Origin of the sequence: Streptomyces sp. NPDC048643 (assembly GCF_040650615.1) — a bacterium.
In the GTDB taxonomy this organism is placed as follows: Bacteria; Actinomycetota; Actinomycetes; order Streptomycetales; family Streptomycetaceae; genus Streptomyces.
This window is the reverse complement of the sequence record NZ_JBEZHO010000010.1, coordinates 18,630-45,610: the sequence shown is the minus strand read 5'-3', so window position 1 is coordinate 45,610 and position 26,981 is coordinate 18,630. Positions and strand designations below refer to the sequence as shown.

General features: G+C 72.9%; 19 protein-coding genes and 1 pseudogene. 8 read left to right on the top strand and 12 right to left on the bottom strand.

Annotated features, from left to right (window positions below; all coding sequences use genetic code 11):
* Positions 1–7: 7 nt before the first annotated feature.
* Positions 8–973, bottom strand: coding sequence for a lipoyl synthase (gene lipA, locus AB0C62_RS12645; RefSeq protein ID WP_362972250.1), 966 nt, complete (start codon positions 971–973; stop codon positions 8–10).
* A 131-nt stretch (positions 974–1,104) separates the two neighbouring features.
* Positions 1,105–1,911 carry a lipoyl(octanoyl) transferase LipB gene (gene lipB, locus AB0C62_RS12640; RefSeq protein ID WP_362972248.1) on the bottom strand — a complete coding sequence of 269 codons (807 nt, stop codon included), beginning with the start codon at positions 1,909–1,911 and terminating at the stop codon, positions 1,105–1,107.
* Positions 1,912–2,241: 330 nt separating this feature from the next.
* On the opposite strand from lipB, the gene AB0C62_RS12635 reads away from it, so the two are divergent.
* Complete coding sequence (locus AB0C62_RS12635; RefSeq protein WP_362972246.1) at positions 2,242–3,714, top strand: regulator; 1,473 nt, start codon at positions 2,242–2,244, stop codon at positions 3,712–3,714.
* Positions 3,715–3,811: 97 nt separating this feature from the next.
* On the opposite strand, the gene AB0C62_RS12630 is transcribed toward AB0C62_RS12635, so the two are convergent.
* Positions 3,812–5,173 (bottom strand): NAD(P)/FAD-dependent oxidoreductase, encoded by a 1,362-nt coding sequence (locus AB0C62_RS12630; RefSeq protein WP_362972536.1) that lies wholly within the window; start codon positions 5,171–5,173, stop codon positions 3,812–3,814.
* A 266-nt stretch (positions 5,174–5,439) separates the two neighbouring features.
* Entirely contained in the window at positions 5,440–6,357 is a 918-nt protein-coding gene (locus tag AB0C62_RS12625) for a TIGR01777 family oxidoreductase (RefSeq protein ID WP_362972245.1), read from the bottom strand.
* 72 nt (positions 6,358–6,429) lie between these two features.
* Between AB0C62_RS12625 and AB0C62_RS12620 the strand changes: the two genes are divergently transcribed.
* Together AB0C62_RS12620 and AB0C62_RS12615 are read left to right on the top strand one after the other, a co-directional pair.
* A complete protein-coding gene (locus AB0C62_RS12620) occupies positions 6,430–6,921 on the top strand; it encodes a GNAT family N-acetyltransferase (RefSeq protein ID WP_362972243.1) in 492 nt (163 codons plus the stop codon).
* 66 nt (positions 6,922–6,987) lie between these two features.
* Positions 6,988–7,178: pseudogene (locus AB0C62_RS12615) on the top strand (short-chain dehydrogenase); the annotation flags it as partial.
* Positions 7,179–7,245: 67 nt separating this feature from the next.
* Here the strand turns inward: AB0C62_RS12615 and AB0C62_RS12610 are convergent.
* Entirely contained in the window at positions 7,246–8,430 is a 1,185-nt protein-coding gene (locus tag AB0C62_RS12610) for a MarP family serine protease (RefSeq protein WP_362972241.1), read from the bottom strand.
* A gap of 389 nt (positions 8,431–8,819) precedes the next feature.
* On the opposite strand from AB0C62_RS12610, the gene AB0C62_RS12605 reads away from it, so the two are divergent.
* Both AB0C62_RS12605 and AB0C62_RS12600 read left to right on the top strand, forming a co-directional pair.
* Entirely contained in the window at positions 8,820–9,545 is a 726-nt protein-coding gene (locus AB0C62_RS12605; RefSeq protein WP_362972239.1) for a peptidoglycan recognition protein, read from the top strand.
* Between the two features lie 144 nt (positions 9,546–9,689).
* The gene (locus AB0C62_RS12600) at positions 9,690–9,947 is read left to right on the top strand and encodes a hypothetical protein (RefSeq protein WP_362972237.1); all 258 of its coding nucleotides are present in this window, start codon (positions 9,690–9,692) and stop codon (positions 9,945–9,947) included.
* A 90-nt stretch (positions 9,948–10,037) separates the two neighbouring features.
* Here the strand turns inward: AB0C62_RS12600 and AB0C62_RS12595 are convergent, their stop codons facing one another.
* The 7 genes from AB0C62_RS12595 to AB0C62_RS12565 all read right to left on the bottom strand — a co-directional run bounded on the left by AB0C62_RS12595 (position 10,038) and on the right by AB0C62_RS12565 (position 21,158).
* Positions 10,038–10,559, bottom strand: coding sequence for a DUF4240 domain-containing protein (locus AB0C62_RS12595; RefSeq protein ID WP_362972535.1), 522 nt, complete (start codon positions 10,557–10,559; stop codon positions 10,038–10,040).
* A gap of 141 nt (positions 10,560–10,700) precedes the next feature.
* Positions 10,701–11,672, bottom strand: coding sequence for a WYL domain-containing protein (locus AB0C62_RS12590; RefSeq protein WP_362972235.1), 972 nt, complete (start codon positions 11,670–11,672; stop codon positions 10,701–10,703).
* A 143-nt stretch (positions 11,673–11,815) separates the two neighbouring features.
* Positions 11,816–14,515 (bottom strand): pyruvate dehydrogenase (acetyl-transferring), homodimeric type, encoded by a 2,700-nt coding sequence (gene aceE, locus AB0C62_RS12585; RefSeq protein ID WP_362972233.1) that lies wholly within the window; start codon positions 14,513–14,515, stop codon positions 11,816–11,818.
* 353 nt (positions 14,516–14,868) lie between these two features.
* Positions 14,869–15,492 carry a GntR family transcriptional regulator gene (locus AB0C62_RS12580; protein WP_164373264.1) on the bottom strand — a complete coding sequence of 208 codons (624 nt, stop codon included), beginning with the start codon at positions 15,490–15,492 and terminating at the stop codon, positions 14,869–14,871.
* 556 nt (positions 15,493–16,048) lie between these two features.
* Positions 16,049–17,854 (bottom strand): 2-oxoglutarate dehydrogenase, E2 component, dihydrolipoamide succinyltransferase, encoded by a 1,806-nt coding sequence (gene sucB / locus AB0C62_RS12575; RefSeq protein WP_362972231.1) that lies wholly within the window; start codon positions 17,852–17,854, stop codon positions 16,049–16,051.
* A 92-nt stretch (positions 17,855–17,946) separates the two neighbouring features.
* Entirely contained in the window at positions 17,947–19,335 is a 1,389-nt protein-coding gene (gene lpdA / locus AB0C62_RS12570) for a dihydrolipoyl dehydrogenase (protein WP_362972229.1), read from the bottom strand.
* A gap of 293 nt (positions 19,336–19,628) precedes the next feature.
* Entirely contained in the window at positions 19,629–21,158 is a 1,530-nt protein-coding gene (locus tag AB0C62_RS12565) for a leucyl aminopeptidase (protein ID WP_362972227.1), read from the bottom strand.
* 348 nt (positions 21,159–21,506) lie between these two features.
* On the opposite strand from AB0C62_RS12565, the gene AB0C62_RS12560 reads away from it, so the two are divergent.
* The 3 genes from AB0C62_RS12560 (at position 21,507) to AB0C62_RS12550 (ending at position 26,975) form a co-directional block, all read left to right on the top strand.
* Positions 21,507–23,540 (top strand): hypothetical protein, encoded by a 2,034-nt coding sequence (locus tag AB0C62_RS12560; protein ID WP_362972226.1) that lies wholly within the window; start codon positions 21,507–21,509, stop codon positions 23,538–23,540.
* A gap of 124 nt (positions 23,541–23,664) precedes the next feature.
* On the top strand, positions 23,665–25,191 hold the full coding sequence (gene pelF, locus AB0C62_RS12555; protein ID WP_362972534.1) for a GT4 family glycosyltransferase PelF: 1,527 nt from the start codon (positions 23,665–23,667) through the stop codon (positions 25,189–25,191).
* Entirely contained in the window at positions 25,188–26,975 is a 1,788-nt protein-coding gene (locus AB0C62_RS12550; RefSeq protein ID WP_362972224.1) for a hypothetical protein, read from the top strand. The genes pelF and AB0C62_RS12550 overlap by 4 nt, the downstream gene beginning before the upstream one ends.
* Positions 26,976–26,981: the final 6 nt, after the last annotated feature.

Sequence of the window (26,981 nt, the reverse complement as noted above, 5' to 3'; positions counted from 1 at the left end):
GGCGTAATCAGACCGCCTGGGAGGCCACGTAGGCGCCGCGCTTCTCGACGGCCATCTGGTAAAGCCGGCCGGCCCGGTACGAGGAACGGACCAGCGGACCCGACATGACGCCGGAGAAACCGATCTCCTCGGCCTCCTCCTTCAGCTCCACGAACTCGTGCGGCTTGACCCAGCGCTCCACGGGGTGGTGGCGCACGGAGGGCCGCAGGTACTGCGTGATCGTGATGAGCTCGCAGCCCGCGTCGTGCAGCTGCTGGAGCGCCTCGCTGACCTCTTCGCGGGTCTCGCCCATGCCGAGGATCAGGTTCGACTTCGTGACCAGACCGTAGTCACGGGCCTCGGTGATGACCTTGAGCGAGCGCTCGTAGCGGAAGCCCGGGCGGATGCGCTTGAAGATCCGCGGAACGGTCTCGACGTTGTGCGCGAAGACCTCGGGGCGCGAGGAGAAGACCTCGGCGAGCTGGTCGGGCTCGGCGTTGAAGTCCGGGGCGAGCAGCTCGACCTTGGTGCGGCCGGTCTCGCGGCCCGCGGTCTGGGCGTGGATCTGGCGGACCGTCTCGGCGTACAGCCAGGCGCCGCCGTCCTCCAGGTCGTCGCGGGCGACGCCGGTGATGGTGGCGTAGTTCAGGTCCATCGTGACGACGGACTCGCCGACCCGGCGCGGCTCGTCACGGTCCAGCGCCTCGGGCTTGCCCGTGTCGATCTGGCAGAAGTCGCAGCGCCGCGTGCACTGGTCACCGCCGATGAGGAAGGTGGCCTCGCGGTCTTCCCAGCACTCGTAGATGTTGGGGCAGCCCGCCTCCTGGCAGACGGTGTGCAGGCCCTCGCTCTTCACCAGCGCCTGCATCTTCGTGTACTCGGGACCCATTTTCGCCCGGGTCTTGATCCACTCGGGCTTGCGCTCGATGGGGGTCTGGCTGTTCCGGACCTCCAGGCGCAGCATCTTGCGTCCGTCGGGTGCGACTGCGGACACATCGGCTCCCTGTAGCTTCGATTCTTCGGCGTACACCAGGGTACGCCCGTGCGGTTCTCGGCCCCCGAGGTGGGCAACCTTCGGGAACAGGGGTCCATTCCCGTAGGGCCGCCCCGTCCGGGGGCGGGCTTCTAGGCCGGCGTCCGTTCCACGACCCGCGGCTGCAGCTCCGCGTTCTCCAGGACGTCCCGCAGGTGCCGCTCGGCCACCGGGAGCACCTCGGCGATGGTCACGTCACGGCCGAGTTCGCCCGCGAGGGAGGCGACGCCCGCGTCGCGGATGCCGCACGGGATGATCCGGTCGAACCAGGCGTTGTCCGGGTTCACGTTCAGCGCGAAGCCGTGCATGGTGACGCCCTTGGCGACGCGGATGCCGATCGCGGCGATCTTCCGGTCCTCGCGGCGCTGGCCGGCGTTGGAGGGCGCGTACTCCGGGCCGTTGAGCCGCGGGTCGAACTCCTCGTCCTGGAGCCTCGGGTCGAAGTCCAGGGAGAGGCCGCCGAGCGCCGGGCGCTGTTCGGCGGGGTCCTTGGTGTCGCCGAGGATCCACACACCGCTGCGGCCCTCGACCCGGCTGGTCTCCAGGCCGAACTCGGCGCACGTACGGATAAGGGCCTCTTCCAGGCGGCGCACGTGTGCCACGACGTCCACCGGGCGGGGGAGCTTCTGGATGGGGTAGCCGACGAGCTGGCCCGGGCCGTGCCAGGTGATCTTGCCGCCGCGGTCCACGTCGATGACCGGCGTGCCATCCAGGGGCCGCTCGTTGTCCGCCGTGCGCCGGCCCGCCGTGTAGACCGGCGGGTGCTCCAGGAGCAGACAGGTGTCGGGGATCTCGTCCAGGAACCGGGCGGCGTGCACGCGGCGCTGCTCGTCCCACGCCTCCTGGTACTCGACGGCCTCCGCACCGAATCCCATGCGGACGAACCGCAACTCACTCACGGCAAGCGCCTCCCTCGAAGCTTCCTGGGGCGGTGGTGGGCCCCGTGCGCTGCACGCGGAAGAACCTTTCGTCAGGTCCGTCGCGCGCCCACGCCACTGTACGTCCGGCCGTCACGCGTCAGCTCGACGGTCAATCCTCACACGATCGGATGAATGAATGTCGAAGTGTGCGATGACGTGCTCACGCTCCGCTACATTCGCGCCGTTCACGAGGCCATAAGGGCTGCTCACAGGCAATCCGGGCACCAGGCGGCCTCGGGGCGGTCCGAGCACGCTCCACGCCGCCCCGAGGCCCCTCGGTGACCCGAAAGGCAGGAGACCGCACCGCAGATGACGGAACGACCCGCGCAGCGCACTCCCAACCGCCAGCTCGCCGCGCTCATCGCAGAAGCGGGGTTCTCCAACGCAGGTCTCGCCCGTCGCGTGGACCAGCTCGGTCTGGAACACGGACTCGACCTCAGATACGACAAGACGTCGGTGACGCGGTGGCTGCGGGGGCAGCAGCCCCGCGGCACCACGCCCGCGCTCATCGCCGAGGTCTTCACCCGCCGCCTCGGCCGGCGCCTGACCGCGCAGGACCTCGGACTCGACGCCTGCGCACCCGTCTACGCCGGGCTGGAGTTCGCGGCCACCCCGGAGGAGGCCGTCGACATCGTCAGCGGCCTGTGGCGCAAGGACTCCGGCAGCCACGCCGAACTCCGGAAGATCGCCTTCACCCCGGCCGGACTCGTCGTCCCCAGCCGGGACTGGCTGATCGGCCGGGCCGACGACCGCGTCGCGCACGGCGACCAGCCCTCCCGGGTGCCTCCCCAGGGGCGCCCGGCACTCCCCCGGCTCACGGCCCCGCCCGAACCGGGAGTCCCCCCGGCCCGCCGCGCCCGCACCGAGCGCGGTCCCGGCCAGCGGGTCACCGGAGGGGACATCGCCGCCCTCCGCTCGGTCGGCGAACTCTTCCGCTCGCTCGACCACGCCTACGGCGGCGGCCACGCACGGCAGGCACTGGTGCGCTACCTGGAGCACGAGGCCGAGCCGATGCTGCGCGGCGCGTACGGGGAGCAGACCGGCCGGCACCTGTTCGCCGCCGCCTCCGACCTGACCCGGCTCGCCGGCTGGACCTCGTACGACATCGGCGCGCACGGGCTCGCCCAGCGGTACTTCGTCCAGGCGCTGCGCCTCGCGCAGGCCGCGGGCGACCGGGTGTACGGCGCGTACGTCCTCATCACGATGAGCCGCCAGGCCGTCTATCTGGGGCACGGGCGGGAGGCGGTGCAGCTCGCCCGGGTCGCCCAGCAGGGACTCGGGTCGTCGGGCCCGCACCTGGTGCAGGCGCTGCTGCACGCCGTCGAGGCACGCGGGCACGGTGTGCTCGGCGAGGTGCGGGCCTGCACGGCCTCGCTGGTCCGGGCCGAACGGGCGCTGGAGGCGTCCCGGTCCGGCGACGAGGTCCCGCACTGGGCCCGGTTCTTCGACGAGGCCCAGCTCGCCGACGAGTTCGGGCACTGCCACCGGGACCTCCAGCAGTTCCGGGCGGCCGCGCAGCACGCCGAGCGCTCGCTGCAACTGCGCGCACCCGGCTACGCCCGCAGCCGGCTGTTCTGCCGGGTGGTGCTGGCCTCGGCCCGGCTCGGGCTCGGCGAGCTCGACCAGGCCTGCCTGCTGGGGGCGGAGGCGGCCGGCCAGGCGGCGGAGATGAGGTCGGCGCGGGCCGTCGAGTACGTACGGGACTTCGAGAAGCGGCTCGAACCGTACAAGGACGCGGCGCCCGTGCGCGGATACCGGGACAAGGTGTCCACGCTGGGCTGAGCCCGGGGGACCGCCGCGGTCGTCCCCGGTCTCCGGCCTGGGGTGCCGGAGACCGGGAAGCTCGCTGTGCCCGCCGAGCGCCCCGGGCCGGGGACGGTCAGGCGGCCGCGGACTCCAGTTGCTGCGCCGACGGGGCCCGGCGGACGCCCAGATCCCTCAGGAGGGCGTGGGCGGCCCGCCGGGCCGAGTGCAGCGCGCCCTGGACGGTGCTGGTGTCCCGGTGGTCGCCGCACACGTACAGGCCCGCCAGCAGCCGTACCGGGCGCCGTGTGTCGTGCGGGGGCGGCATCGCCGGAACCGCCTCGGGTTCGTGGTGGACCGCGAGCAGTTCCCAGCGGGACGTCGACGTCCCGTAGAGCCGGGCCAGTTGGGCACGGACCGTCGCGTCCAGGTGGGCCGCGCCGGGCGGGGTGCCGAGCACGGTCGTGGAGACCAGGGCGCGGCCCGCCGGGGCCCGCGTCGGGTCGACCTGGCTGACGACCGCGGTGTGGGCCACCGGACCGCCCCGGTCGGCGTCCAGGAGGAGGGCCGGGTCGGCGAGCGGCGGCTCCTCCATGGTGTGGTGCAGGACGGTCACCGGATGGAAGGCGGGGACGTGCAGCCCCGGCAGGAAGCCGGCGGCGGCGCGCGCCCCCGTCGCCAGCAGGACGGAACGGCAGCGGATCTCGCCGTGCTCCCGCGTCGACACGGTGGTCGTGGAGACGGCGGTGACCTCGACGTTCGTGTGCACGGTGCCCGGTGGCAGACCGGCCGCGAGCAGCTCCGGGAGCGCGTCCGCGCCGCCCTCGGGCAGACACAGCCGGCCCGTGGCGAAGGAGTGCAGGGCGAGGTCCGCGCACCGGCTCGACGTCCCGAGTTCCGGGTCGCAGAGCAGGGCGGCCAGGAGGGGGCGCAGAAAGCCCTCGACCGTACGGGGTGGCAGGCCCCGGGCGGTCAGCGAACGGGCCGCTGTGAGGTCGGGGCGCGCGAGGAGCCGCTCCGGCTCGGTGGCGGCGAGCCGTCCGAGGGCCATCGCCAGACGGGACTGGTCCAGCGGGCCGCCGAGCGGTCCGGGCCGGGAGGTGCCGCGTGCCGGGCGGGCCAGCGGCAGCCGGGGGGCGCTCGCGAGGGCGCGTGCGGTGGTGAGTGCGCCCCTTGCGCTCCGTGGAGTGCCGGGCGCGGCGGCCCGGTGGTGGTGGCCGTCGCTGTGCAGCAGCACGCCGGGCGAGAACGGCCGCAGGGTCAGGGAGTCCAGGCCCGGGGTGCGGCGCAGTTCCGGGTAGGAGGTGGACAGGAGCCGGCCGAGCCGGTCCAGCCGGAAGCCGTCGACTTTCTCCGTGGACATCCGGCCGCCCACCTGCGGGGCGGCCTCCAGGACGACGGCCCTCAGCCCCGCCCCGGTCAGATGTCGTGCGGCCGCGAGACCGGCGACACCGGCTCCCACCACCACGACGTCCACTTCTGCTGCGTATTCCGCGATGGCCGCCCTGTGCGCGGCTTGGCGTGCGGGCTCTAGCACGTGCCCCTCCTCGAGGTTGCGCGGCCGGTGGGGACGTCATGCCCCCAACAGGCGTCAGGAATACCCGAGTTCGCAACGAGGGTGCGAGGCCCGCGCCCTCGGCGGAAGCCGCGCGGCAGCCGTGCACGGGGGCACGGGGGGTGCATGTGCCCGCCGGGGGAGGCCAGGAGGCCGGTGGAGCGGCCGGGTGGGGGCGCGTCCGGCGTGAGCGCTCCCCCTTCCCGTCCTCAGCCCAGAGCGGCCCGCAGCGTCCCGTCGATCGACGGGAACGCGAACGTGAACCCCGACTCCAGGAGACGGGTCGGCCGCACGCGCTGGCTGCCCAGGATCTCCCCGGACATCTCGCCCAGGGCGAGGCGCATGAGCGGAGCGGGCGTGGCCAGCAGGGTCGGGCGGTGCAGGACCCGACCCATGGCCGCGGTGATCTCCCGGTTGGTGAGCGGGTCGGGGGCCGTCAGGTTCACCGGCCCGGACACCGACTCCGTGTCCATGAGGTGCCGGATCGCGGCCACCTCGTCGTGCAGGGCGATGAAGCTCCAGTACTGGCGGCCGTCGCCCAGCCGACCGCCGAGGCCCGCCTTGAACAGCGGGAACAGCTTCGCCCAGGCCCCGCCCGCCCGGGACACCACGAGCCCGGTCCGGGGCAGCACCGTGCGCACCCCGGCCTCCTGCGCGGGAGCCGTCGCCTCCTCCCACTCCACGCACACCGAGGACAGGAACCCGTCACCGGGCGGCGCCGACTCGTCCACCGCACGGTCGCCCGTGTCGCCGTAGAAGCCGATGGCGCTGCCGTTCACGAAGACCCGCGGCGGCTCGTCGAGCGAAGCCACCGCCTCGGCGAGCGTCGCCGTCCCGAGCACCCGGCTGTCCCGGATCTGCTTCTTGTACGCCTGGGTCCACGGGCGTGAAGCGACCCCGGCCCCGGCGAGGTTGACCACGGCGGCGCACCCGATGAGCCCGGCCGCGTCGATCCGCTGCCGCTGCGGGTCCCAGCGCACCTCGTCCCGCGAACGGGGGGCGTGACGCACGAGCCGGACCACCTCGTGTCCGTCCGCCCGCAGGGAGCGCGCGAGTTCGGAGCCGATGAGGCCGGACGCGCCGGCGATCGCGATACGGGAACCCGGGGGGAGGGGGGAGTCGCTCATGGGTCCATCCTGCCCGGAAGGCGGCGGAAATCCCGGAACGGACCTTCGTACGGCCGCCGTACAGTGATCGGCATGGCAGCCGCACCGCACATACGTACCGCCACCCTCGACGACGAGGACCCGCTCGGCAGGCTCGACCGCGACACCTGGTCCACGCTGCACGCCGTCATGCCACGGCCCCAGCCGCCGTACGAGCCGTTCTACAGCGAGCGGTTCGGCCCCCGGGACCACCTCGTCGCCGAACTCGACGGCCGCCTCGTCGGGTACATCCGGCTGGGCTTCCCCACCCCGCTCGCCTGCAACGCGCACGTGCGGCAGATCCTCGGACTCGCCGTCGCCGACGAGGCGCGCGGCGCCGGGGTGGGCCGCGCGCTGCTGCGGGCCGTGTGCGAGGAGGCCCGCGGCCAGGGCGCCCGGCGCATCACGCTGCGGGTACTCGGCCACAACGCCCCGGCGCGCGGCCTGTACGCGTCCGAGGGCTTCGCCGTCGAGGGCGTCCTGCGGGAGGAGTTCCTGCTGGACGGGGTCTACGTGGACGACGTGCTCATGGGCCGCTCCCTCTGACCGGAGCGCCTCCCTCCGCTCGAACCGGCCACGCCGACCGGCCCCGTTCCCGCCCGCTCCCGCCCGGGCGCGTCAACACGAGGTGTCGGCCCCGGACCGCCGGCCGACGCCGACCGGAGTCTGTTCACCACGTCGGCGCCGGCCCTCGGCGAGGGCTTCGCCGGTCCCGAGGCGGTCGCCGGCGTCGCCGCCCTGCTCGCCCCGGAGGACGCCGGTTCATCACCGGCGCCGAGGTGCGCATCGATGGCGGCACCCACGTCCGAGCCGCCGGCTCCCTCCCCGGCGCCGGGGAGCCTTGGGGCCGGGTGGGAACCGGCGCCCGGGTCAGGACGTGACCAGGTCGCCCGTGTCGACGCGGGCCGTGGCGTGCTTCGCCTTGCGGGCGTCGCCCGCCACCTCGTGCGCCGTGAGCACGTACCCCGTCTCACTGTCCGAGGTCGACCGGGCGAAGACCACGCCGTACACCTTGCCGTCGGTGGTCAGCAGGGGGCCGCCGGAGTTGCCCGGGCGGACCGTCGAGCGGATCGAGTAGATCTCGCGGGTCACCGTGCCGGAGTTGTAGATGTTCTGGCCCGTCGCGTTGATCCTGCTCGCCACCGTGGCCGCCTGGAGGTCGAGGCCGCCGTCCTGCGGATAGCCCGCGACCACCGCGGAGTCGCCGCGGGAGGCGACCCCGTCGAAGGGCAGCACGGGGGCCCGCAGACCCGGCACGTACAGCACGGCGACGTCCTTCTGCGGGTCGAACAGCACCACGCGCGCCGGATACGGCCGACCGACCCCGCCCACCCGGACGGTCGGCCGGTCGATGCCCGCCACCACGTGGGCGTTCGTCATCACGCGCTGCGCGGAGTAGACGAAACCGCTGCCCTCGCGGCCCTGGTTGCCCGAGACGCCCTCGACCTTCACCGTGCTCAGCTTCGCGGCGTTCGTCGCGGACGGGGTCACGCTGTCGCCGGAGGGCCGCGCGACACCCGCCGTCGGTTCGTTCTCGAAGGGGTTGAAGACCTGCGGGAAGCCCGCCTCCGTGAGCGCGGAGGTGGCGCGCGAGAACCAGGTCGGCGTGGTCTCCGGCATCGTCTTCTGCACGGCGCCCAGCAGCGCCGAGTTGCGGATCGACTGCGTCACCACCGGTGACGAGGAGGCGCCCAGCACGCTCGCGGCCACCCAGGCCACCAGCAGCACCGCCAGGGTGTTCGCCGCGGCCCCGCCGATCCCGTCCGCGACCCGCAGCGGGCCCTGGTCCAGCTCCCGGCGCAGCTTCAGGGCAAGCCGCCCGGCCAGCTCGTGGCCCACCACTCCTGGCACCAGCACCGTGAGGACCGCCGTGACCGTCGCCGCCGGGGTGCCCGCCGTGACCAGCTCCATCATCCAGGGCAGCACCCACACGCCGATCACGGCGCCGCCCACGAAACCTGCCAACGAGACACAGCCGGCCACCAGGCCACGGCGGTACCCGGACGCCGCGTAGGCCAGGATGACCAGCATCAGCAGGAGGTCGAGCACGTCCACGGAGCCGCCTTTCTCTGGGGCCCCTTAGTACGCGCCGGGCGGGCCCATTGATCAGCCACGCGCGTGTGGTGCCGCGGAAACGACCACACACCCGTGGACCTGTAAAAACGTCCCGGACACGCCTGATGGTTCCACCGGGTGGCACACCACACATCGCGGCCCGCGCGGATCCGGGTCAGGGTGGGTCCATGCGTGTCTTCGGGAAGACTCGGGGGCCTCGAATACGGAACGGGCGGCGAGAACCCCGCCCCGTACGCCACGGACGCCCGGAACACCGGGCGAACGGGGCCCGAATACGATCGGGGCGCGAGCCCCGGCCCCCCGGACCGTGGAGTCCGCGCCGCCCCTGGGCGGCGCTGCCGAAACCGGCCCTCGTCCTGCTGGCCTGCGTGCCGGGCCTCCTCGCCGTCACGGCGCTCGTGACCTGCGCGGCGGGCGTGGACCGCACCGCGACCCGTGCGGCCGTCCCGCCACCGGTGACGGCGCGGGCGGCGGCGGAACGCCCCGTCGAACGGCCGCCCATCGTGCCGCGGTCGAAGTGGCTCGGTGCCGCGAGCCCGCACGAGCAGCCACCGCCCCGCTACGACGACCGCGTCGTCGCGGTCTTCGTCCACCACACCGACTCGCCGAACGGCTACGACTGCGCCGACGTGCCCCGCATCATCGGTGACCTCTACGCGGGCCAGACCGGCGCCAAGCAGTGGGACGACATCGGCTACAACTTCCTCGTCGACCGCTGCGGCACGATCTACGAGGGCCGCGCGGGCGGTGTCGACCGCCCCGTCACCGGAGCCCACGCCCAGGGCTTCAACCACCGCACCGCCGGCATCGCCGCGATCGGCACCTTCACCGCGGGCACCCCGGTGCCGAAGGCCATGACCGACGCCATCGCCCGCCTCGCCGCCTGGAAGCTCGGGCTCAGCGGCGTCGACCCCCGGGGCACCGTCCGCCTCACCTCCAGCAACAGCCTCAGCCGTTACGCCAAGGGCAGCACCGCCGTCCTGCCCACCATCGCCGGGCACGACGACGGCTTCATGACGAGCTGCCCCGGCGCCGCCCTCGCCGCCCGCCTCCCCGCGATCCGCGCCGAGGCGGCCCGCTACCAGGGCCGCTGACCACCCACCCGAAGTCCGGCCCCGGTCCCGGTTCTCCCGGACGAGCCCGCACGACCGGTCACAGGCCCGCCGCAGGCCGCTCACAGCCTCCCCGGAGCCGAGCGGTGCAGCGTAGGGCGTACGCACTGACCGGAGGTGGGGACCATGAGGATCAGTCGGCGGGAGAACAGAGTGGACCCGGAGCGGACGGAGACGCCGGTGCGCGCGGGTGGCTGGGCGAAGGGCGTGCGGGGCCCCTGGCTGGTGGTCTGCGCCGTGGCGACGGTCGTCCTCGGCCCGGCGGCGGTCACGTCCTCCGCGCTGGAGCAGGCCAACGCGGCCCCGTTGCGGCACACCCTGCGGGCCGAACAGCCACAGGCCCGGCTCACCGCCGATCTCACCCGCCGCCGAACGGCCCTCTGAGCCCGCGACCGGCGTCCGAGCCGCGCGCGGACGGCCGGCCCGTGCAGGGGCCGGGCCGGTTCTCGGGACTCTCCGTCGGGCAGGCCGCCGTCAGCTCTCCCGGAACCGCTCCCACAGCTTCGGGTAGCGCTCCGCGACGAGGGACTCGTTCTCGAAGTCCAGCGGCGTGCCGGCGGGCTCGGAGGCCGCGGCCGGGATGCCGAGGTCCGGCGCCACGGCGCCGGTCAGCTGCTCGTAGGCCTCGTCCGCCGCGTACCCGAGCTCCTCGCCGTCGCCGTCGATCTCCTCGTCGAAGTCGTCCAGCAGCTCGGCGAGCGTGTCGGGGTCGTGCATCGCGCCCTCGAAGACCTCCCGGCCCTGGCCGATCAGCCAGCACCGGAAGAAGTCGAAGGCGTCGTCGCTGGCCCCGTCGAGCAGCACCCACGCGGCGCCCCACAGGTCCCAGCGGTAGGCACGGTTGTAGCGGGACTCGAAGTGCCGGGCGAAGTCCAGGACCGAGTCCGGGTCCAACTGGACGAGCCGCTCGACCAGGAGGTCGGCCTGTTCCTCGGGGTCGCCCTCGGCAGCCTCGCGGGTCGAATCCACCAGCTGCCAGAACTCCGTCTCGTCCATCACGGGTCAAGCATCGGGCCTACGGGGGAGCGACGCACGCGGAGTGGCGCAGATTGTTATGCGTGCACATGCCGAAGGTAAAACCGCCGCGTTCGTGCGGTTTTCAAACGACGCATGTGCAAAGCCCCGCCCCGAGCACGATCACCGGTAGAGCGCGGCCGATCGGGCGGCGTCCTCGGCACAGCGCTCCCGCAACGACGCCGGAGCCAGCACCTCCACCTCCGGTCCGAGTCCGCGCAGCTGGGCGCGGGCGACCTCCTCCGACTCCATGAGCAGCGTGAGGCCCACCCAGCCCTGCCCGTCGGGCACACCGGACGTCCCCAGCGCCTCCTTCGCGGACGCCGGATCCAGCACGTACGGCAGCCGGCGGACGCCGTCCGGGGACAGCCGTACGGCGATCTCGACGCGCAGGATGGACCGGGCGAACTCCTCGGCCCGCTCCGCCCAGAACCCCGGCAGGTCGAACCCGTCCTCCCGCCGGAACCGCTCCGCGCCGGGTTCGACGGCGATGAACCGGTCGATCCGGTACACCCGGAAGGCCTCCGTCCCGGACACACGTGCGCAGAGGTACCACAGGCCCGCCTTGAGGACGAGACCGTACGGTTCGAGCGTCCGCTCCACCTCCGCGGCGTCCCGCCGGTACCGCGCGACGATCGGCCGGTCGTCCCACACCGCGTCCGCGACCGACGGCAGCAGCTCGGGCGTCCGCGGCTCGCTGAACCACGCGGGCGCGTCCAGGTGGAAGCGCTGCGCCGCCGTCCGCGAGGCGTCCCGCACGGAGGGCTGGAGCGCCGCCGACACCTTCAGCCGGGCCGCCGACGCCGTGTCCTCCAGGCCCATCTCGCGCAGCGCCCCCGGCACCCCGCTGAGGAACAGCGCCTCCGCCTCGCTGCGCGCCAGACCCGTCAGACGGGTGCGGTAGCCCCCGACGAGGCGGTAACCGCCGGCCCGGCCCCGGTCCGCGTACACCGGGACGCCCGCCTCGGACAGCGCCTGCGCGTCCCGCGTGATGGTGCGCTCGGACACCTCCAGCTCCCGCGCCAGCTCGGCGGCGGTCATCGACGCCCGGGTCTGGAGCAGCAGCACCATCTTGATCAGACGAGCAGCGCGCATGCGTTCATGATGCCGGGCCCCGCTGACAACGAGGGGACGGACCGCTGACACCCCGGCCACGGTGGAACGCCGATGAGGGGCACGGCGAACGCCGTGCCCCTCATCGGGTCGTGCCTCTTGCCTACCGCTGTCCCTGCCGAGGGCTACAGGCCGTAGCGCTCCCGGGCCTCCTTGACCGCGGACGCCTTGACCTCACCGCGACGGGCGAGCTGCGCCAGCGCCGCGACGACGATCGACTCGGCGTCGACACCGAAGTGACGGCGGGCCGCCGCGCGGGTGTCGGAGAGACCGAAACCGTCGGCACCGAGCGAGGACCAGTCCTGCTCGACCCACTGGGCGATCTGGTCCGGGACCTGGCGCATGTAGTCGGAGACCGCGAGGACCGGGCCCTCGGCGCCCTGCAGCGCCTGACGGACGAACGGCACCCGCTCCTCGCCGCGCAGCAGGGCCGCGTCGGCCTCCAGCGCGTCGCGGCGCAGCTCGGTCCAGGAGGTGGCGGACCACACGTCGGCGGCCACACCCCAGTCCTCGGCGAGCAGCTTCTGGGCCGCGAGCGTCCAGTGGATCGCCGTGCCGGAGCCGAGCAGCTGGATCCGCGGGGCGTTCGCCGCCGCCACGTTCACCCCCGCCGACTCCGCCGTGTTGAAGCGGTACAGGCCCTTGAGGATGCCCTCGTCGACACCGGCCGGCTTGGCGGGCTGCTGCATCGGCTCGTTGTAGACGGTCAGGTAGTAGAAGACGTTCTGGTCCTCGCCCGGGGCGGCCTCGCCGTACATCCGGCGCAGACCGTCCTTGACGATCGCCGCGATCTCGTAGGCGAACGCGGGGTCGTAGGACAGCGCCGCCGGGTTGGTCGCGGCGATGACGGGGGAGTGGCCGTCGGCGTGCTGCAGGCCCTCACCGGTCAGCGTCGTCCGGCCGGCGGTGGCGCCGACCAGGAAGCCGCGGCCGAGCTGGTCGCCGAGCTGCCACATCTGGTCGGCCGTGCGCTGCCAGCCGAACATCGAGTAGAAGATGTAGAACGGGATCATCGCTTCGCCGTGCGTGGCGTACGCGGTGGACGCGGCGATGAAGTCGGCCATCGAGCCGGCCTCGGTGATCCCCTCGTTGAGGATCTGGCCGTTCTTGGCCTCCTTGTAGTACATCAGCTGGTCGCGGTCGACCGGCTCGTACGTCTGGCCCTTCGGCGAGTAGATGCCGAGCGACGGGAAGAGCGACTCCATACCGAAGGTACGGGCCTCGTCCGGGACGATCGGCACCCAGCGCCTGCCGGTCTCCTTGTCGCGGACCAGGTCCTTGACGAGGCGGACGAACGCCATGGTGGTCGCGATGTTCTGCGAGCCGGAGCCCTTGTCGAAGGACGCGAACGCCTTGTCGGCGGCGGCGGGCAGCGGGGCCAGCGGGTGCGTGCGGCGGGCCGGGGCCGGACCGCCGAGAGCGGCGCGCCGCTCCTGGAGGTAGCGGACCTCGGGGGAGTCGGCGCCCGGGTGGCCGTAGGGGACCACGCCGTCGACGAACTGGCTGTCGGAGATGGGCAGTTCGAGCAGGTCACGCATCTGCTTGAACTCGTCCGTCGACAGCTTCTTCATCTGGTGGTTGGCGTTCTTCGACGCGAAGCCCTCGCCGAGGGTGTGGCCCTTGACCGTCTGGGCCAGGATCACGGTCGGCGCGCCCTTGTGCTCGACGGCCGCCCGGTACGCGGCATAGACCTTGCGGGCCTCGTGGCCACCGCGAGAGAGGTGGAAACACTCGAGGATCTTGTCGTCGCTCAGCAGCTTCGCCATCTCGACGAGCGCCGGGTCGGCGCCGAAGAAGTCCTGGCGGATGTAGGCGGCGTCGCGGGTCTGGTACGTCTGCACCTGCGCGTCGGGTACCTGGCGCAGGCGGCGGACGAGCGCGCCCGTGGTGTCGAGCTGGAACAGCTCGTCCCACGCGTTGCCCCACAGCGACTTCACGACGTTCCAGCCGGCGCCGCGGAACTGGGCCTCCAGCTCCTGCACGATCTTGAAGTTCGCGCGCACCGGGCCGTCGAGGCGCTGGAGGTTGCAGTTGATGACGAAGGTCAGGTTGTCGAGACCCTCGCGAGAGGCCAGTGCGAGTGCCGCGGTCGACTCCGGCTCGTCCATCTCGCCGTCACCGAGGAACGCCCACACGTGGGACGCCGAGACGTCCTTGATGCCGCGGTTGGTGAGGTAGCGGTTGAAGCGGGCCTGGTAGATCGCCGACAGCGGGCCGAGGCCCATGGAGACGGTCGGGAACTCCCACAGCCAGGGCAGCCGGCGCGGGTGCGGGTACGACGGGAGGCCGTTGCCGCCCGACTCCTGGCGGAACTTGTCCAGGTGCTGCTCGTCCAGGCGCCCGTCGAGGAAGGCGCGGGCGTAGATGCCGGGGGAGGCGTGGCCCTGGATGTAGAGCTGGTCGCCGGACCCGTCGGCCTCCTTGCCCTTGAAGAAGTGGTTGAAGCCCGTCTCGTAGAGCCAGGCCGCGGAGGCGAAGGTGGCGATGTGGCCGCCGACGCCGTGCTTCGCGCCGCGGGTGACCATCGCGGCCGCGTTCCAGCGGTTCCACGCGGTGATCCGGGACTCCATCGCCTCGTCACCGTCCACGGTGGGCTCGGCGGAGGTCGGGATGGAGTTGACGTAGTCGGTCTCGAGCAGCTTGGGCAGCGCGAGACCGTTGCCCTCGGCGCGCTCCAGCGTGCGGCGCATCAGGTACGCGGCACGGTGCGGCCCGGCCGCCTGGGTGACGGCGTCCAGGGAGGCCTGCCATTCGGCGGTCTCCTCGGGGTCGCGGTCCGGGAGCTGGTCGAGCTCGCTCGGCTGGATAGCGGTGGGGTCGGTCATTGCGCCGCCTTCCGGATGCGGAGGGGGGTTCCCTCTTCGGCAAGGGGTTTTCGGGGGTGCCCTTGGTCTTTGGCAGGACAGGGCGGGGGGCTCGGGTGGGAGCCCGTCGGTGACTGTAACTCCCTGATCGATGATCGATCAAAGGGTTCCGGGAGAAAACCTCTTCAGATCGGGAAAGTCGGCACCCCGTGCCTTGTCCTCAGGCACGGGGTGCCTTGGAAATCGGGGATTCCCGCAGGTGGGGGCACGCTTGAGCGCGGACGTGCTCGGCTGTGCCGGAGGTTGCCGCAGGTCGGCGTGGGCCGTTGCGAGGTGCCGGTCGCGTGCCCCTGCGCACGGCTCCCGCGCACCCCTCACGGACGGGGGGCGCACCCGAGGACATGGGCCTTGACCAGGTCGGCGATCAGCGGGTCGCGCCGCCGGAAGGCGTCCACGAGGGCCTCGTGCTCCTCCGCGTACGACTGCTGCACCGTCCCCAGCCACCTTATGGACAGGGCGGTGAAGACCTCGATCCCCAGCCCCTCCCAGGTGTGCAGGAGGACGGAGTTCCCGGCCGCCCGCACCAGCTCCCGGTGGAAGCCCACCGTGTGCCGGACCTGGCCGGTCCCGTCGGACAGCCGGTCGGCCTCGTACAGGGCGCTGACGTGCGGTTCCAGGGCCGAGCAGTCGTCGGCCAGCCGTTCGGCCGCCAGCTCCGCCGCGATGGCCTCCAGACCGGCGCGTACGGGGTAGCTCTCCTCCAGGTCGGCGGCCGTCAGGTTCCGCACCCGCACGCCCTTGTTGGGCGCGGACTCGATCAGCCGCAGCGACTCCAGCTCGCGCAGCGCCTCCCGCACCGGGGTCTGGCTGACCTCCAGCTCGGTGGCGATCCGCCGCTCCACGATCCGCTCGCCCGGCTTCCAGCGACCGCTGACGATCCCCTCCACGATGTGCTCGCGGATCTGTTCGCGCAGCGAGTGGACGACGGGCGCGGTCATGAAGGCTCCTTTGGGAGGAGTGAGGGACCCCGAGGGCGTTTGACGTTTAGACAATAAGGCCGTGCCCGTGCCGGTGAGGGGCGCATGGGGGCGCTTTACCGCAGGTGAGACGAGACTTACACGTTGTCAGAGCGATCCCGCCCGTAAAGACCCGTACCGGACGGTGTCCGGACGCGTCACGTCCGTGTCACCCCGGGAACCCCGCCGACCCGCACGCGGTGGTGAACGGACAGAGAGGGCACCGACGGTGTGCCCCGGTCCGCCCCAGGGGGAGTCATGAACGGTCGGGCACCCGTACGCGGACTCCGCGCGGCGGTCACGGTGGCGGTGGCCGCGCTGGTCGCGGGCGTGCTGACGGGTTGCCGTCCGATGGAGACCCGCGCGGCGGACCCGGGGTCCGGACGGGCGTCGGCGGCGGTCTCCCGGACGGTGGACGGTCCTCCGGGCGCGCCGGCCCGAGGTCTCCGGCGTGCCGGTGGGCCGGTGGAAACACCGCGCCCCCGTCCGGAACTCCGGACGGGGGCGCGGTGACGGTGCGGTGGTGCCGCTGCGTCGACTACAGGCCGAGCTCGACCTCGAACTCGCCCGCCTCCAGGATCGCCTTGACCGCGGTCAGGTAACGGGCCGCGTCGGCGCCGTCCACCAGACGGTGGTCGTAGGAGAGCGTCAGGTAGGTCATGTCGCGGACGCCGATGACGGTGCCCTCTTCCGTCTCGATGACGGCCGGACGCTTGACCGTGGCGCCGATGCCGAGGATCGCGACCTGGTTCGGGGGCACGATGATCGTGTCGAAGAGCGCGCCGCGCGAACCGGTGTTGGAGATGGTGAAGGTCGCGCCGGACAGCTCGTCCGGAGTGATCTTGTTCGCCCGGACCTTGCCCGCCAGGTCGGCGGTGGCCTTGGCGATACCGGCGATGTTCAGGTCGCCCGCGCGCTTGATGACCGGGGTCATCAGGCCCTTCTCCGAGTCCACCGCGATACCGACGTTCTCGGTGTCGAAGTAGGTGATCGTGCCCTCGTCCACGTTGATCCGGGCGTTGACGGCCGGGTGGGCCTTCAGCGCCTGGGCCGCCGCCTTCACGAAGAACGGCATCGGGGAGAGCTTGACGCCCTCGCGGGCCGCGAAGGAGTCCTTCGCCTGCGCGCGGAGCTTCATCAGCCGGGTGATGTCGACCTCGACGACCGAGGACAGCTGCGCCTGCTCGTGCAGGGCCTTCACCATGTTGTCGCCGATGACCTTGCGGATGCGCGGCATCTTGACGGTCTGGCCGCGCAGCGGGGAGGCCTCCAGCGCCGGCGCCTTCTTGGCGGAGGCGGCCGGAGCGGCGGCGGCCGGAGCCGGAGCGGCAGCGGCGGCCTTCGCGGCCTCGGCGGCGGCGATGACGTCCTGCTTACGGATACGACCGCCGACGCCGGTGCCCTTGACGGCGGCCAGGTCGACGCCGTTCTCGGCGGCGAGCTTGCGCACCAGCGGGGTCACGTACGCGCCGTCGTCACCGGAGGTCGCGGCGGGCGCCGGGGCCGGGGTGACGGGGGCGGGCGCGGCCGGCGCGGGGGCCGGGGCAGCCGGAGCGGCCGGGGCCTGCGGCTGTGCGGGGGCCGGAGCGGCGGCGGCCGGAGCCGGAGCCGGAGCCGGAGCGGCGGGGGCGGCCGGGGCCTGCGGCTGGGCCGGAGCCGGCGCGGGCTCCTCGGCGGGGGCTGCGGGGGCGGCCGGGGCCGCGGCGGCCGGAGCGGCACCGGGGGCGCCGATGACGGCCAGCTTGGCGCCGACCTCGGCGGTCTCGTCCTCGGCGACCACGATCTCCAGCAGCACGCCGGCGGCGGGCGAGGGGATCTCGGTGTCGACCTTGTCCGTCGACACCTCCAGCAGCGGCTCGTCCTCGGCGACCTCGTCGCCGACTTCCTTCAGCCAGCGGGTGACGGTGCCCTCGGTGACGGACTCGCCGAGCGCGGGCAGGACGACGTCCGTGCCCTCGGCGGAACCGCCGCCGGACGCGGCCTCGGCGGTCGGGGCCGGCGCGGGGGCCTCGGCCTCGGCGGACGGGGTGGCCTGCGGGGCGGGCTCCGGCTCGGCGGCCGGGGCCTCCTCGGCGGCGGGGGCCGGGGCGGCGGCGGGCGCGCCCGTGCCGTCGTCGATGACGGCCAGCTCGGCGCCGACCTCGACGGTCTCGTCCTCGGCGACCTTGATGGACGCGAGGATGCCCGCGGCGGGCGAGGGGATCTCGGTGTCGACCTTGTCCGTCGACACCTCCAGCAGCGGCTCGTCGGCCTCGACGCGCTCGCCCTCGGCCTTCAGCCAGCGGGTGACGGTGCCCTCGGTGACGCTCTCACCGAGCGCCGGAAGGGTTACGGAAACCGGCATGGTTTCTGTTGCTCCTTACGAATTTTGCGGAAGTCTGTGGTCGTCGTCGCGCCCTGCTCGACGCGGGTGACTGGGGCCGGCCCGGGGGCCGGTCAGTCGTGCGAGTGCAGCGGCTTGCCCGCGAGGGCGAGGTGGGCCTCGCCGAGCGCCTCGTTCTGCGTCGGGTGGGCGTGGATGAGCTGGGCGACCTCGGCCGGCAGCGCTTCCCAGTTGTAGATCAGCTGGGCTTCGCCGACCTGCTCGCCCATGCGGTCGCCGACCATGTGGACGCCGACCACGGCACCGTCCTTCACCTGGACGAGCTTGATCTCGCCCGAGGTGTTGAGGATCTTGCTCTTGCCGTTGCCCGCCAGGTTGTACTTCAGAGCGACGACCTTGTCCGCGCCGTAGATCTCCTTGGCCTTGGCCTCGGTGATGCCCACGGAGGCGACCTCGGGGTGGCAGTACGTCACCCGCGGGACACCGTCGTAGTCGATCGGGACGGTCTTCAGACCGGCCAGACGCTCCGCCACCAGGATGCCCTCGGCGAAGCCGACGTGCGCGAGCTGGAGCGTCGGGACCAGGTCACCGACGGCGGAGATGGTCGGGACGTTCGTGCGCATGTACTCGTCGACCAGGACGTAGCCGCGGTCCATCGCGACGCCCTGCTCCTCGTAGCCGAGGCCGGCCGAGACCGGGCCGCGGCCGACGGCGACGAGCAGCACCTCGGCCTCGAACTCCTTGCCGTCGGCAAGGGTGACCTTCACACCGTTCTGGGTGTACTCGGCCTTCGAGAAGAACGTGCCCAGGTTGAACTTGATGCCGCGCTTGCGGAACGCGCGCTCAAGAAGCTTGGAGGAGTTCTCGTCCTCGAGGGGCGCGAGGTGCTTGAGACCCTCGATGATCGTGACCTCGGAGCCGAAGGACTTCCACGCGGAGGCGAACTCCACGCCGATGACCCCGCCGCCCAGGATGATCGCGGACTGCGGCACGCGGTCCAGGACGAGGGCGTGGTCCGAGGAGATGATGCGGTTGCCGTCGATCTCCAGGCCCGGCAGCGACTTCGGCACGGAGCCGGTCGCGAGCAGCACGTGACGGCCCTGGACACGCTGACCGTTCACGTCGACCGAGGTCGGGGACGACAGGCGGCCCTCACCCTCGATGTACGTCACCTTGCGGGACGCGATCAGACCCTGCAGGCCCTTGTACAGACCGGAGATGACCCCGTCCTTGTACTTGTGGACCGCGGGTACGTCGATGCCCTCGAAGGTGGCCTTGACGCCGAACTGCTCGCTCTCGCGGGCCTGGTCGGCGATCTCGCCCGCGTGCAGCAGAGCCTTGGTGGGGATGCACCCACGGTGCAGGCAGGTACCGCCGACCTTGTCCTTCTCGATCAGGGCGACGTCCAGGCCCAGCTGCGCTCCGCGCAGCGCCGCGGCGTAACCGCCGCTACCACCGCCGAGGATCACTAGGTCGAAAACGGTGCTGGCGTCGTTCGCCACGTCACGTCCTCCATGCATGTGCGCCACGCCGGTCTCCATCGACCGGTCGGCGGCTGGTGTCCGGCCGCTCTTCTTCGGCCCTGTGGTGGGGGCCCTGTCCTGCCGAGAACCCATCTTCGCACTTGTCGAGGGCGAGCGAGACGCCGGGCCGGTGTGTGGGACGTCTGATCCATCACGTCGACAGGGTGCGGGGCAGGGCGAACCTGCGGATTTCGGCGAAGGCGAAACCCTCGTACGGCCATACGAACGGCCCCGGGTGAGGGAACACCCGGGGCCGTTCGTCGCCCGAAGGCTCAGCCCAGGTCGCCGGCCGCCGTCAGTTCGGCGAGGCGGACCAGGGTGCGGACCGCGGAGCCGGTGCCGCCCTTGGGGGTGTAGCCGAAGGGGCCGGCCTCGTTGAACGCGGGGCCCGCGATGTCCACGTGCGCCCAGGTGATGCCCTCACCGACGAACTCGCGCAGGAACAGGCCGGCGACCAGGCCGCCGCCCATCCGCTCGCCCATGTTCGCGATGTCGGCGGTGGGGGAGTCCATGCCCTTGCGCAGGTGCTCGGGCAGCGGCATCGGCCAGGACTCCTCGCCGACCTCCTCGGCGGCGTCGACGATCGAGGCGCGGAACGCGTCGTCGTTGGCCATCACGCCGAAGGTGCGGTTGCCGAGGGCGAGGACCATCGCGCCGGTCAGCGTCGCCACGTCGACGATCGCGTCCGGCTTCTCCTCGGAGGCCTTCCACAGCGCGTCGGCGAGGACCAGCCGGCCCTCGGCGTCGGTGTTGAGGACCTCGACGGTCTTGCCGCTGTACATGCGCAGCACGTCACCCGGGCGGGTGGCGGAGCCCGACGGCATGTTCTCGGCGAGCGCGAGCCAGCCGGTGACGTTGACGTCCAGGCCCAGGCGCGCGGCGGTGACGACGGCGGCGAAGACCGCGGCGGCGCCGGCCATGTCGCACTTCATCGTCTCGTTGTGCCCGGCCGGCTTCAGCGAGATGCCGCCCGAGTCGTAGGTGATGCCCTTGCCGACGAAGGCGAGGTGCTTCTTGGCCTTGGAGGAGGTGTACGACAGCTTCACCAGGCGCGGACCGGCGGCCGAGCCGGCGCCGACGCCGAGGATGCCGCCGAAGCCGCCCTTGACGAGCGCCTTCTCGTCGAACACCTGGACCTTGACGCCGTGCTCCTTGCCGGCCGCGGTGGCGACGGCGGCGAAGGACTCCGGGTTGAGGTCGTTCGGCGGGGTGTTGACGAGGTCGCGGGCACGGTTGAGCTCGTCGGTCAGGGCCGTGGCGCGCGCGACGGCCGCCTTGAACGCGGCGTCCCGGGGCTTGCCGCCGAGCAGCGTGACCTCGCCGAGCGGGCCCTTGCCGTTCTTGGCGGAGTCGCCGGAGCGGCCGCTGTCCTTGTAGGCGTCGAAGGAGTACGCGCCGAGGAGCGCGCCCTCGGCGACGGCACCGGCGTCGGCCGCGTCCGTCACGGGCAGCGCGAACGCGGCCTTCTTGGCACCGGCGAGCGCGCGGGCGGCGACACCGGCGGCGCGGCGCAGCGCCTCGGCGCCGAAGCTGTCGTCCTCCTCCGGGGCCGCTCCCAGGCCCACGGCCAGCACGACGGGGGCCTTGAATCCGGAGGGTGCGGGCAGCTTGGTCACCTCGCCCTCGGAGCCGGAGGCGCCGAGGGTCTCCAGGATTCCGGCGAGCCCGCCGTCGTACGCCTTGTCCACGGCCTCGGCGCCCGGTGCGACGACCGGGCCCTTGGGGCCCTTCGCGACGCCGACGACGATCGCGTCGGCCCGCAGACCGGACGCTGCGGCGGTGCTGAGAGTGAGAGCAGTCACGGTGGTGAGATCTCCGCTTCCTTGAAAGTTCTTCTGGCCGAGAGAGGTGGGTCGACCGGGCCCGACGGCTGACCCTAGATCCGTCCTCGGGGGCGGTCCTTGCCGGGGCCCCTGCCAGGAGCCGGGCGAGTACCCGGGACGAGCCTACGCTCGGGCGCGCGTTTCGCTCATTCCTGCGGGCGTTCACCTGGAGGTGGTGCCATTGTCCGGTTCCCGCCCCTCACTCGTGGTGACCTGAGCAACACTCGTCGTGTTCCAGTGGGCACGGCGCTCACTGCTTTGCATGATTTCCACAGATCTCCCTCGGTTTCCACCGAAAGGGGGGATCTGCGAGGGGGAGACGTCGACATGGCACCGAACACGCACCGAAAGAGAGCGACGGCCGCCGTCGTGGCGGCCGCCGGACTTCTGGCGCTGGGAGTGGGGGCACCCGGCGCGACCGCGGCGGCGACACCGCGGATCGACCTCAAGGTCCTGGTCGTCGACAACGGCGCGGACCAGGTCGCGGCCATCACCGCCGAGCTGAAGAACAGCGGCATCCCGTACACCACGGTCGACCTGACCGACACGGGCCGCCCGAAGATCGACGCCGCCTTCCTGAGCGACACCGTGAACGGCGCCCCGCGCGCCAAGTACCAGGGTGTCGTCCTGCCGAACGAGGCGCCGTTCGGACCGGGTTCGGCCGAGCAGACCGCCCTGGAGACGTACGAGAGGACGTTCGCCGTCCCGCAGGTCGACGCCTACACCTGGGCGCACCCGGAGGTCGGGCTCGACTACACCGACCAGAACGGCGGCTGGTCCGGCGTCCTCGACGGGGCCCGCACCCAGATCACCGCGGCGGGCACCGCAGGCCCGTTCCGCTACCTCGACGGGCCGCTCACCTTCGAGGACAACGACCCCGCGGTGGACGAGAGTTACGGCTACGCGGCGCACCCGAAGGAGGGGTTCACCAGCTATCTGGACGCCCCCACCGGCGGCACCCTCCTCGGGCAGTACGCGCACGACGGGCGCCGCGAGCTCGTGGTGACGTTCGCGTACAACCAGTACCAGAAGCAGTTCAAGGTCCTCGCCCGCGGCATCGTCGAGTGGCTCACCCAGGGCGTGCACCTCGGGCAGAGCCGGAACTACTTCTCCGTCCACGTCGACGACGTCTTCGCGCCCGACGCCCGCTGGGATTCCGGGCGCAACTGCACACCCGGCGACATCGACTGCGCGGGAGGCGACGGTGACGGTGAGGACACCAGCACGCCGATCCGGATGACCGCCGACGACGCCGCCTACGCGGCCCAGTGGCAGACCGCCCACGGCTTCACGCTCGACATGGTGTTCAACGCGGGCGCCGGCGAGGAGTGGAAGAGCGAGCACGGCGGCACCGACGCGCTCACCACCAGACTGCTCGCCGACCGGGCCAAGTACCGCTGGGTGAACCACACCTACACGCACCTGTTCCTCGGCTGCGTCCAGGACACCACGACCGTGCCGTGGAGCTGCTCGAAGAACGCCGACGGCACGACGAAGTACATGAGCCGGGCCGACGTCTCCGCGGAGATCTCGCAGAACAACAGCTGGGCCTCCTCGCACGGTCTGTCCACCGACCGCACCGAGCTGGTCACCGGCGAGCACTCGGGTCTGCGGACGCTGCCCCAGCAACCCGACGACAACCCGAACCTGGCGGGCGCGCTGTCCGCGAACGGCGTCAAGTGGACAGGCTCCGACAACTCCCGTGAACCGGCGCAACGTTCGGTCGGCAGCGCGCTGACCGTGCCGCGCTACCCGATGAACGTGTACTACAACGCCGGCCGAGCCGAGGAGATGGCCGACGAGTACAACTGGATCTACACCTCGAAGGCCGACGGCGGCAGCGGCATCTGCGAGAACAACGCGACGTCGACCTGCATGCCGGCCCCGCTGAACACCGCCACCGGCTACGCCGACTACATCGTGCCGCGCGAGGCGCGCACCGCGCTCGGGCACGCCATCGGCAACGACCCGCGCCCGCACTACGTCCACCAGTCCAACCTCGCCGAGGACCGCATCCTGTACCCGGTCCTGGACAAGGTCCTCGCCGACTACCGGGCCCTCTACGCCGACAACGCCCCGCTGCAGAACCCGCGGCAGAGCGCGATCGGCACCGAACTCCAGCGCCGTACGGCCTGGCAGACGGCCCTGGCGGGTGGCAAGGTCACGGCCTACCGCGTCGGCAACACCGTCACCGTCACCGCCCCGTCCGGCACCCAGATCCCGGTGACCGTGCCCGAGGGGACCAAGAAGCAACTCCTCCTCGGCACCACCACGTTCGGCACCGCCTACGCCGGTCAGCGCAACGACTGGACCACCCCGGAGCTCCTCCAGTCCGCGCTCAAGCTCAACCTGCCCGCCTAGAGGGGCAGCCTCACGGCACGACGCGCACCCCGGCCCGACCGGCCGGGGTGCGCGTCCGAGCCGTGCAACCGGGGGGCCGGGGGTGCCCTCCGGACGGAACCGTCCCAGGGGGGAACCGCGCGTGATGCGCACCGGCCGTCATGTCACCGTGCTCACCGAAGGCACCTACCCGCACGTCCACGGCGGGGTCAGCACCTGGTGCGACCAGCTCGTCAAGGGCATGCCCGAGGTCGACTTCCACATCGTCTCGCTCACCGGCAGCGGCCGCGAACCCGTGACGTGGGACCTGCCGCCCAACGTGTACCGGCACACCTCGGTGCCCACCTGGGGCCCACGACCCGGCCGCACCCGCGCCCCGCTCGGCCGCGCCCGGCGCCGCTTCACCGACACCTACGAGCGGTTCCTGCTCGCCTTCCTCGACCCGGACCCGGACCGGCCAGGGGACTTCGGCGACGCCCTGTACGAACTGGCCGTCCTCGCGCGCGAAGGACGCCTCTCCGCCGCACTGCGCGGCGAGGCCGCCCTGCGCTCCCTGATGTGGATCTGGACCCTGCCGCACCTGCCGACGGCAGCCGCCGCGCCCACCGTGCACGACGCGCTCACGGCGACGGACCTGCTGGAACACGCGCTGCGCCCGCTCGGCGTCCGCATCCCCGAGGACTCCGTCGCCCACGCCGTCAGCAGCGGCCTCGCCACCCTGCCCGCCCTCGCGGCGCACCGGCTGGACGGCGTCCCGTTCCTGCTCACCGAGCACGGCATCTACCTGCGCGAGCGCTACCTCGGCTACCGCGCCGCCGAACAGCGGTGGCCCGTCAAGGCGTTCATGCTCGGCTTCTACCGCGAGCTGAACTCCCTCGGCTACCGCGCCGCCGACCTCATCACACCCTGCAACCAGTACAACCGGCGCTGGGAGGAGCGCGGCGGCGCCGACGGCGACCGGATCCGCACGGTCTACAACGGCGTCGACCCGCACGCCTTCCCCCACGCGGGCCCCGAACCCGCCGTCCCCACCCTCACCTGGTGCGGCCGCGTCGACCCCATCAAGGACCTGGAGACCCTGTTGCGCGCCTACGGCATGGTGCGCGCCGAACTCCCCGACACCCGGCTGCGTTTGTTCGGCCCCGTGCCGCCCGGCGGGGAGGCGTACCGCACGCGCCTGGAGAAGCTCGCCGCCGAACTGGGCGTCACCGACGGGCTGACCTTCGAGGGCCGCATCAGCGAGGTGTGGCGGGCCTACGCGGCCGGGCACGTCGTCATGCTGTCGTCCATCTCCGAGGGCTTCCCCTTCTCCATCATCGAGGCGATGTCGTGCGGCCGGACGACGGTCTCCACGGACGTCGGCGGGGTCCGCGAGGCGGTCGGGGACACCGGCCTCGTCGTCCCGCCGCGCGAACCGGAGAAGATGGCGGCCGCCGCCCTCACCCTGCTCCGCGACGACGAACGGCGCGCGGAACTCGGCGAGTCGGCCCGGCAGCGGGTCATCGACCGGTTCACCCTGCGCCGTTCCGTCGACGCCTTCCGGACGATCTACCAGGAGCTCGCCGGACGGCCCGCGGTCTACGAGCCCACCGTCGAGACCGTCGCCGACTGGACCGTCGAACTCCGCGACCCCTGGTACCAGGCCGTCGCCACGGACGGGACCGGCTGGTGAGCGACACCCTGCGCCCGCCCGGCGCCTTCGAGGACGTCGAGGACAGCCTTCCCGCGCTGCCCGCCCAGCGCCGCTCCCCGAGCTGGGCGCGCCCCGACCCGATCGACGAACTCGCCGACCGGATGGCCGAGTTCGTCGCCGCCGCCGTCCACCCCGACGAGGTGGCCGCCGCCCTGGAGTCCGACGGCATGTCCGACGACCAGATACGCGAACGCTACGGCGTACGGAACTCCTTCGCGCTGGCCGAGGAGTTGTACGGCCGAGTCGCGCGGAACCACCCCGAACCGGCCGAGCCGCCCCACGACCCCTGGCGGATCGGCCTCCTCGGCTGCCTCCTCCGGGGCATCGTCTTCGCCCTCCCCGGCCTCGGCTACGTCCTCGCCGGACCGCTTCTCGCAGGCCCCGAGGACGCGTTCGGGCTCCCGTCCGGCACCGTTCCGATGCTCGCGGGCGCCCTGTGCGGCTGGACCTGGAACCAGGGGCTCGCGCACCGCGCGTACACCTGGCTCGGGCTCGGCGACCGGGCGGCCGCGCGCCGTGTGCTGCTCGTCGGGACCCCGGCCGGTGTGCTGCTCGGCTCCCTGGTGGCCCTCGCCGTGGCCGGCACGGCCCGGCCGGGCGCGGTCGTCTTCGCCGCCGGGCAGTCCGCCTACCTGGGCGCCGCCACCGTGCTGCTGGTGATGGGCCGGGAACGTCTCCTGCTCGCCGCCCTGACCCCCGTGACGGCGGGCGCGGCCGTCACGGTCCTGCACCCGGTCCCCGACCTCGCGCGCACGGCCCTCCTGCTGGTCTCGCTCGCCGCCGTCGCCCTGCTCGGCCTCCGCGAAGTGGCGCCCACCACAGGGGAGTCGGGGGAGGGCGGCCGACGGTCCGGGCTCGCCGCACTGCTGCCGTACGGACCCCGGCGACGCGGCGCGGACACCTCCGGGCGCACCGGAGCGCCCCGCCCGGCCTCCGAGGGCCGGGCTGCGGGCCGGAGGGGGTCCGTTGGTCGCCGTCGTCGGGGTGCCGTGGATCGGGTCGGTGCCCGCCGGTCCGCCGGCACCCGGGCGTACGCGCCCTCGACGCGCGACGCGGAGTCCTCCGGGCGCACCGGAGTGCCCCGTCCGGCCTCCGAGGGCCGGGCTGCGGGCCGGAGGCCGTCCCCTCCCGGCCCGAGGGGTGTCGCCGGATGGCTCCGCGCCCGCCGGTCCAGCCCACGGCGGCCGGCGGGAACCCTCCCGTACGCCCTCTTCGGACTCGGCAGCGGTGTCCTCGTGCTCCACGCGGCCCTCGGCGACGTCCTCGCGGGGGCCCGTACGACGGTCGCCGCCCCGGCCGCCGTCGCGCTGACCCTCAGCATGGGGCCGGCCGAATGGCTGCTGTACCGCTTCCGCAGCGGGAGCCTCGCCGGGCTGCGGGCCAGCGGTTCGGCACGGGCCTTCCGGCGGGCCACCGGCGGCGTCCTCGTCCGCTGCCTCACCGCATACCTCGCCGCGCTGCTCGCCCTCACCCTCGGCACCTCCGCGCTGTGGCCGCACGCCAGCGCCTCCACGGACGTGGTCCGCCTCGCCGGGCTGCTCCTGCTGGGCGCGGTCCTGTGGACCGGGCTGCTGCTCCAGTCCTTCGGCGCCGTCACCGGCACGGCCGTCGTCGCCTGCGCCGCCGCGCTCGCCCAGACCGCGGCCCTCGTCACCCGCACGGGCGACCCGAACCGGGTGGCCCTGCTCGTGTACGGCATCGCGGCAGTCGCCCAGACCGCCCTGGTCTGCGCCCGGCTGCGCAGGGCCACCGCCCACCGATGAACCCCG

Coding starts and splice junctions, on each gene's coding strand:
- AB0C62_RS12635 (WP_362972246.1), top strand. CDS start 2,242: ATGACGGAACGACCCGCGCAGCGCACTCCCAACCGCCAGCTCGCCGCG.
- AB0C62_RS12625 (WP_362972245.1), bottom strand. CDS start 6,357: ATGAGCGACTCCCCCCTCCCCCCGGGTTCCCGTATCGCGATCGCCGGC.
- AB0C62_RS12620 (WP_362972243.1), top strand. CDS start 6,430: ATGGCAGCCGCACCGCACATACGTACCGCCACCCTCGACGACGAGGAC.
- AB0C62_RS12600 (WP_362972237.1), top strand. CDS start 9,690: ATGAGGATCAGTCGGCGGGAGAACAGAGTGGACCCGGAGCGGACGGAG.
- AB0C62_RS12595 (WP_362972535.1), bottom strand. CDS start 10,559: ATGGACGAGACGGAGTTCTGGCAGCTGGTGGATTCGACCCGCGAGGCT.
- AB0C62_RS12590 (WP_362972235.1), bottom strand. CDS start 11,672: ATGCGCGCTGCTCGTCTGATCAAGATGGTGCTGCTGCTCCAGACCCGG.
- aceE (WP_362972233.1), bottom strand. CDS start 14,515: ATGACCGACCCCACCGCTATCCAGCCGAGCGAGCTCGACCAGCTCCCG.
- AB0C62_RS12580 (WP_164373264.1), bottom strand. CDS start 15,492: ATGACCGCGCCCGTCGTCCACTCGCTGCGCGAACAGATCCGCGAGCAC.
- sucB (WP_362972231.1), bottom strand. CDS start 17,854: ATGCCGGTTTCCGTAACCCTTCCGGCGCTCGGTGAGAGCGTCACCGAG.
- AB0C62_RS12560 (WP_362972226.1), top strand. CDS start 21,507: ATGGCACCGAACACGCACCGAAAGAGAGCGACGGCCGCCGTCGTGGCG.
- pelF (WP_362972534.1), top strand. CDS start 23,665: ATGCGCACCGGCCGTCATGTCACCGTGCTCACCGAAGGCACCTACCCG.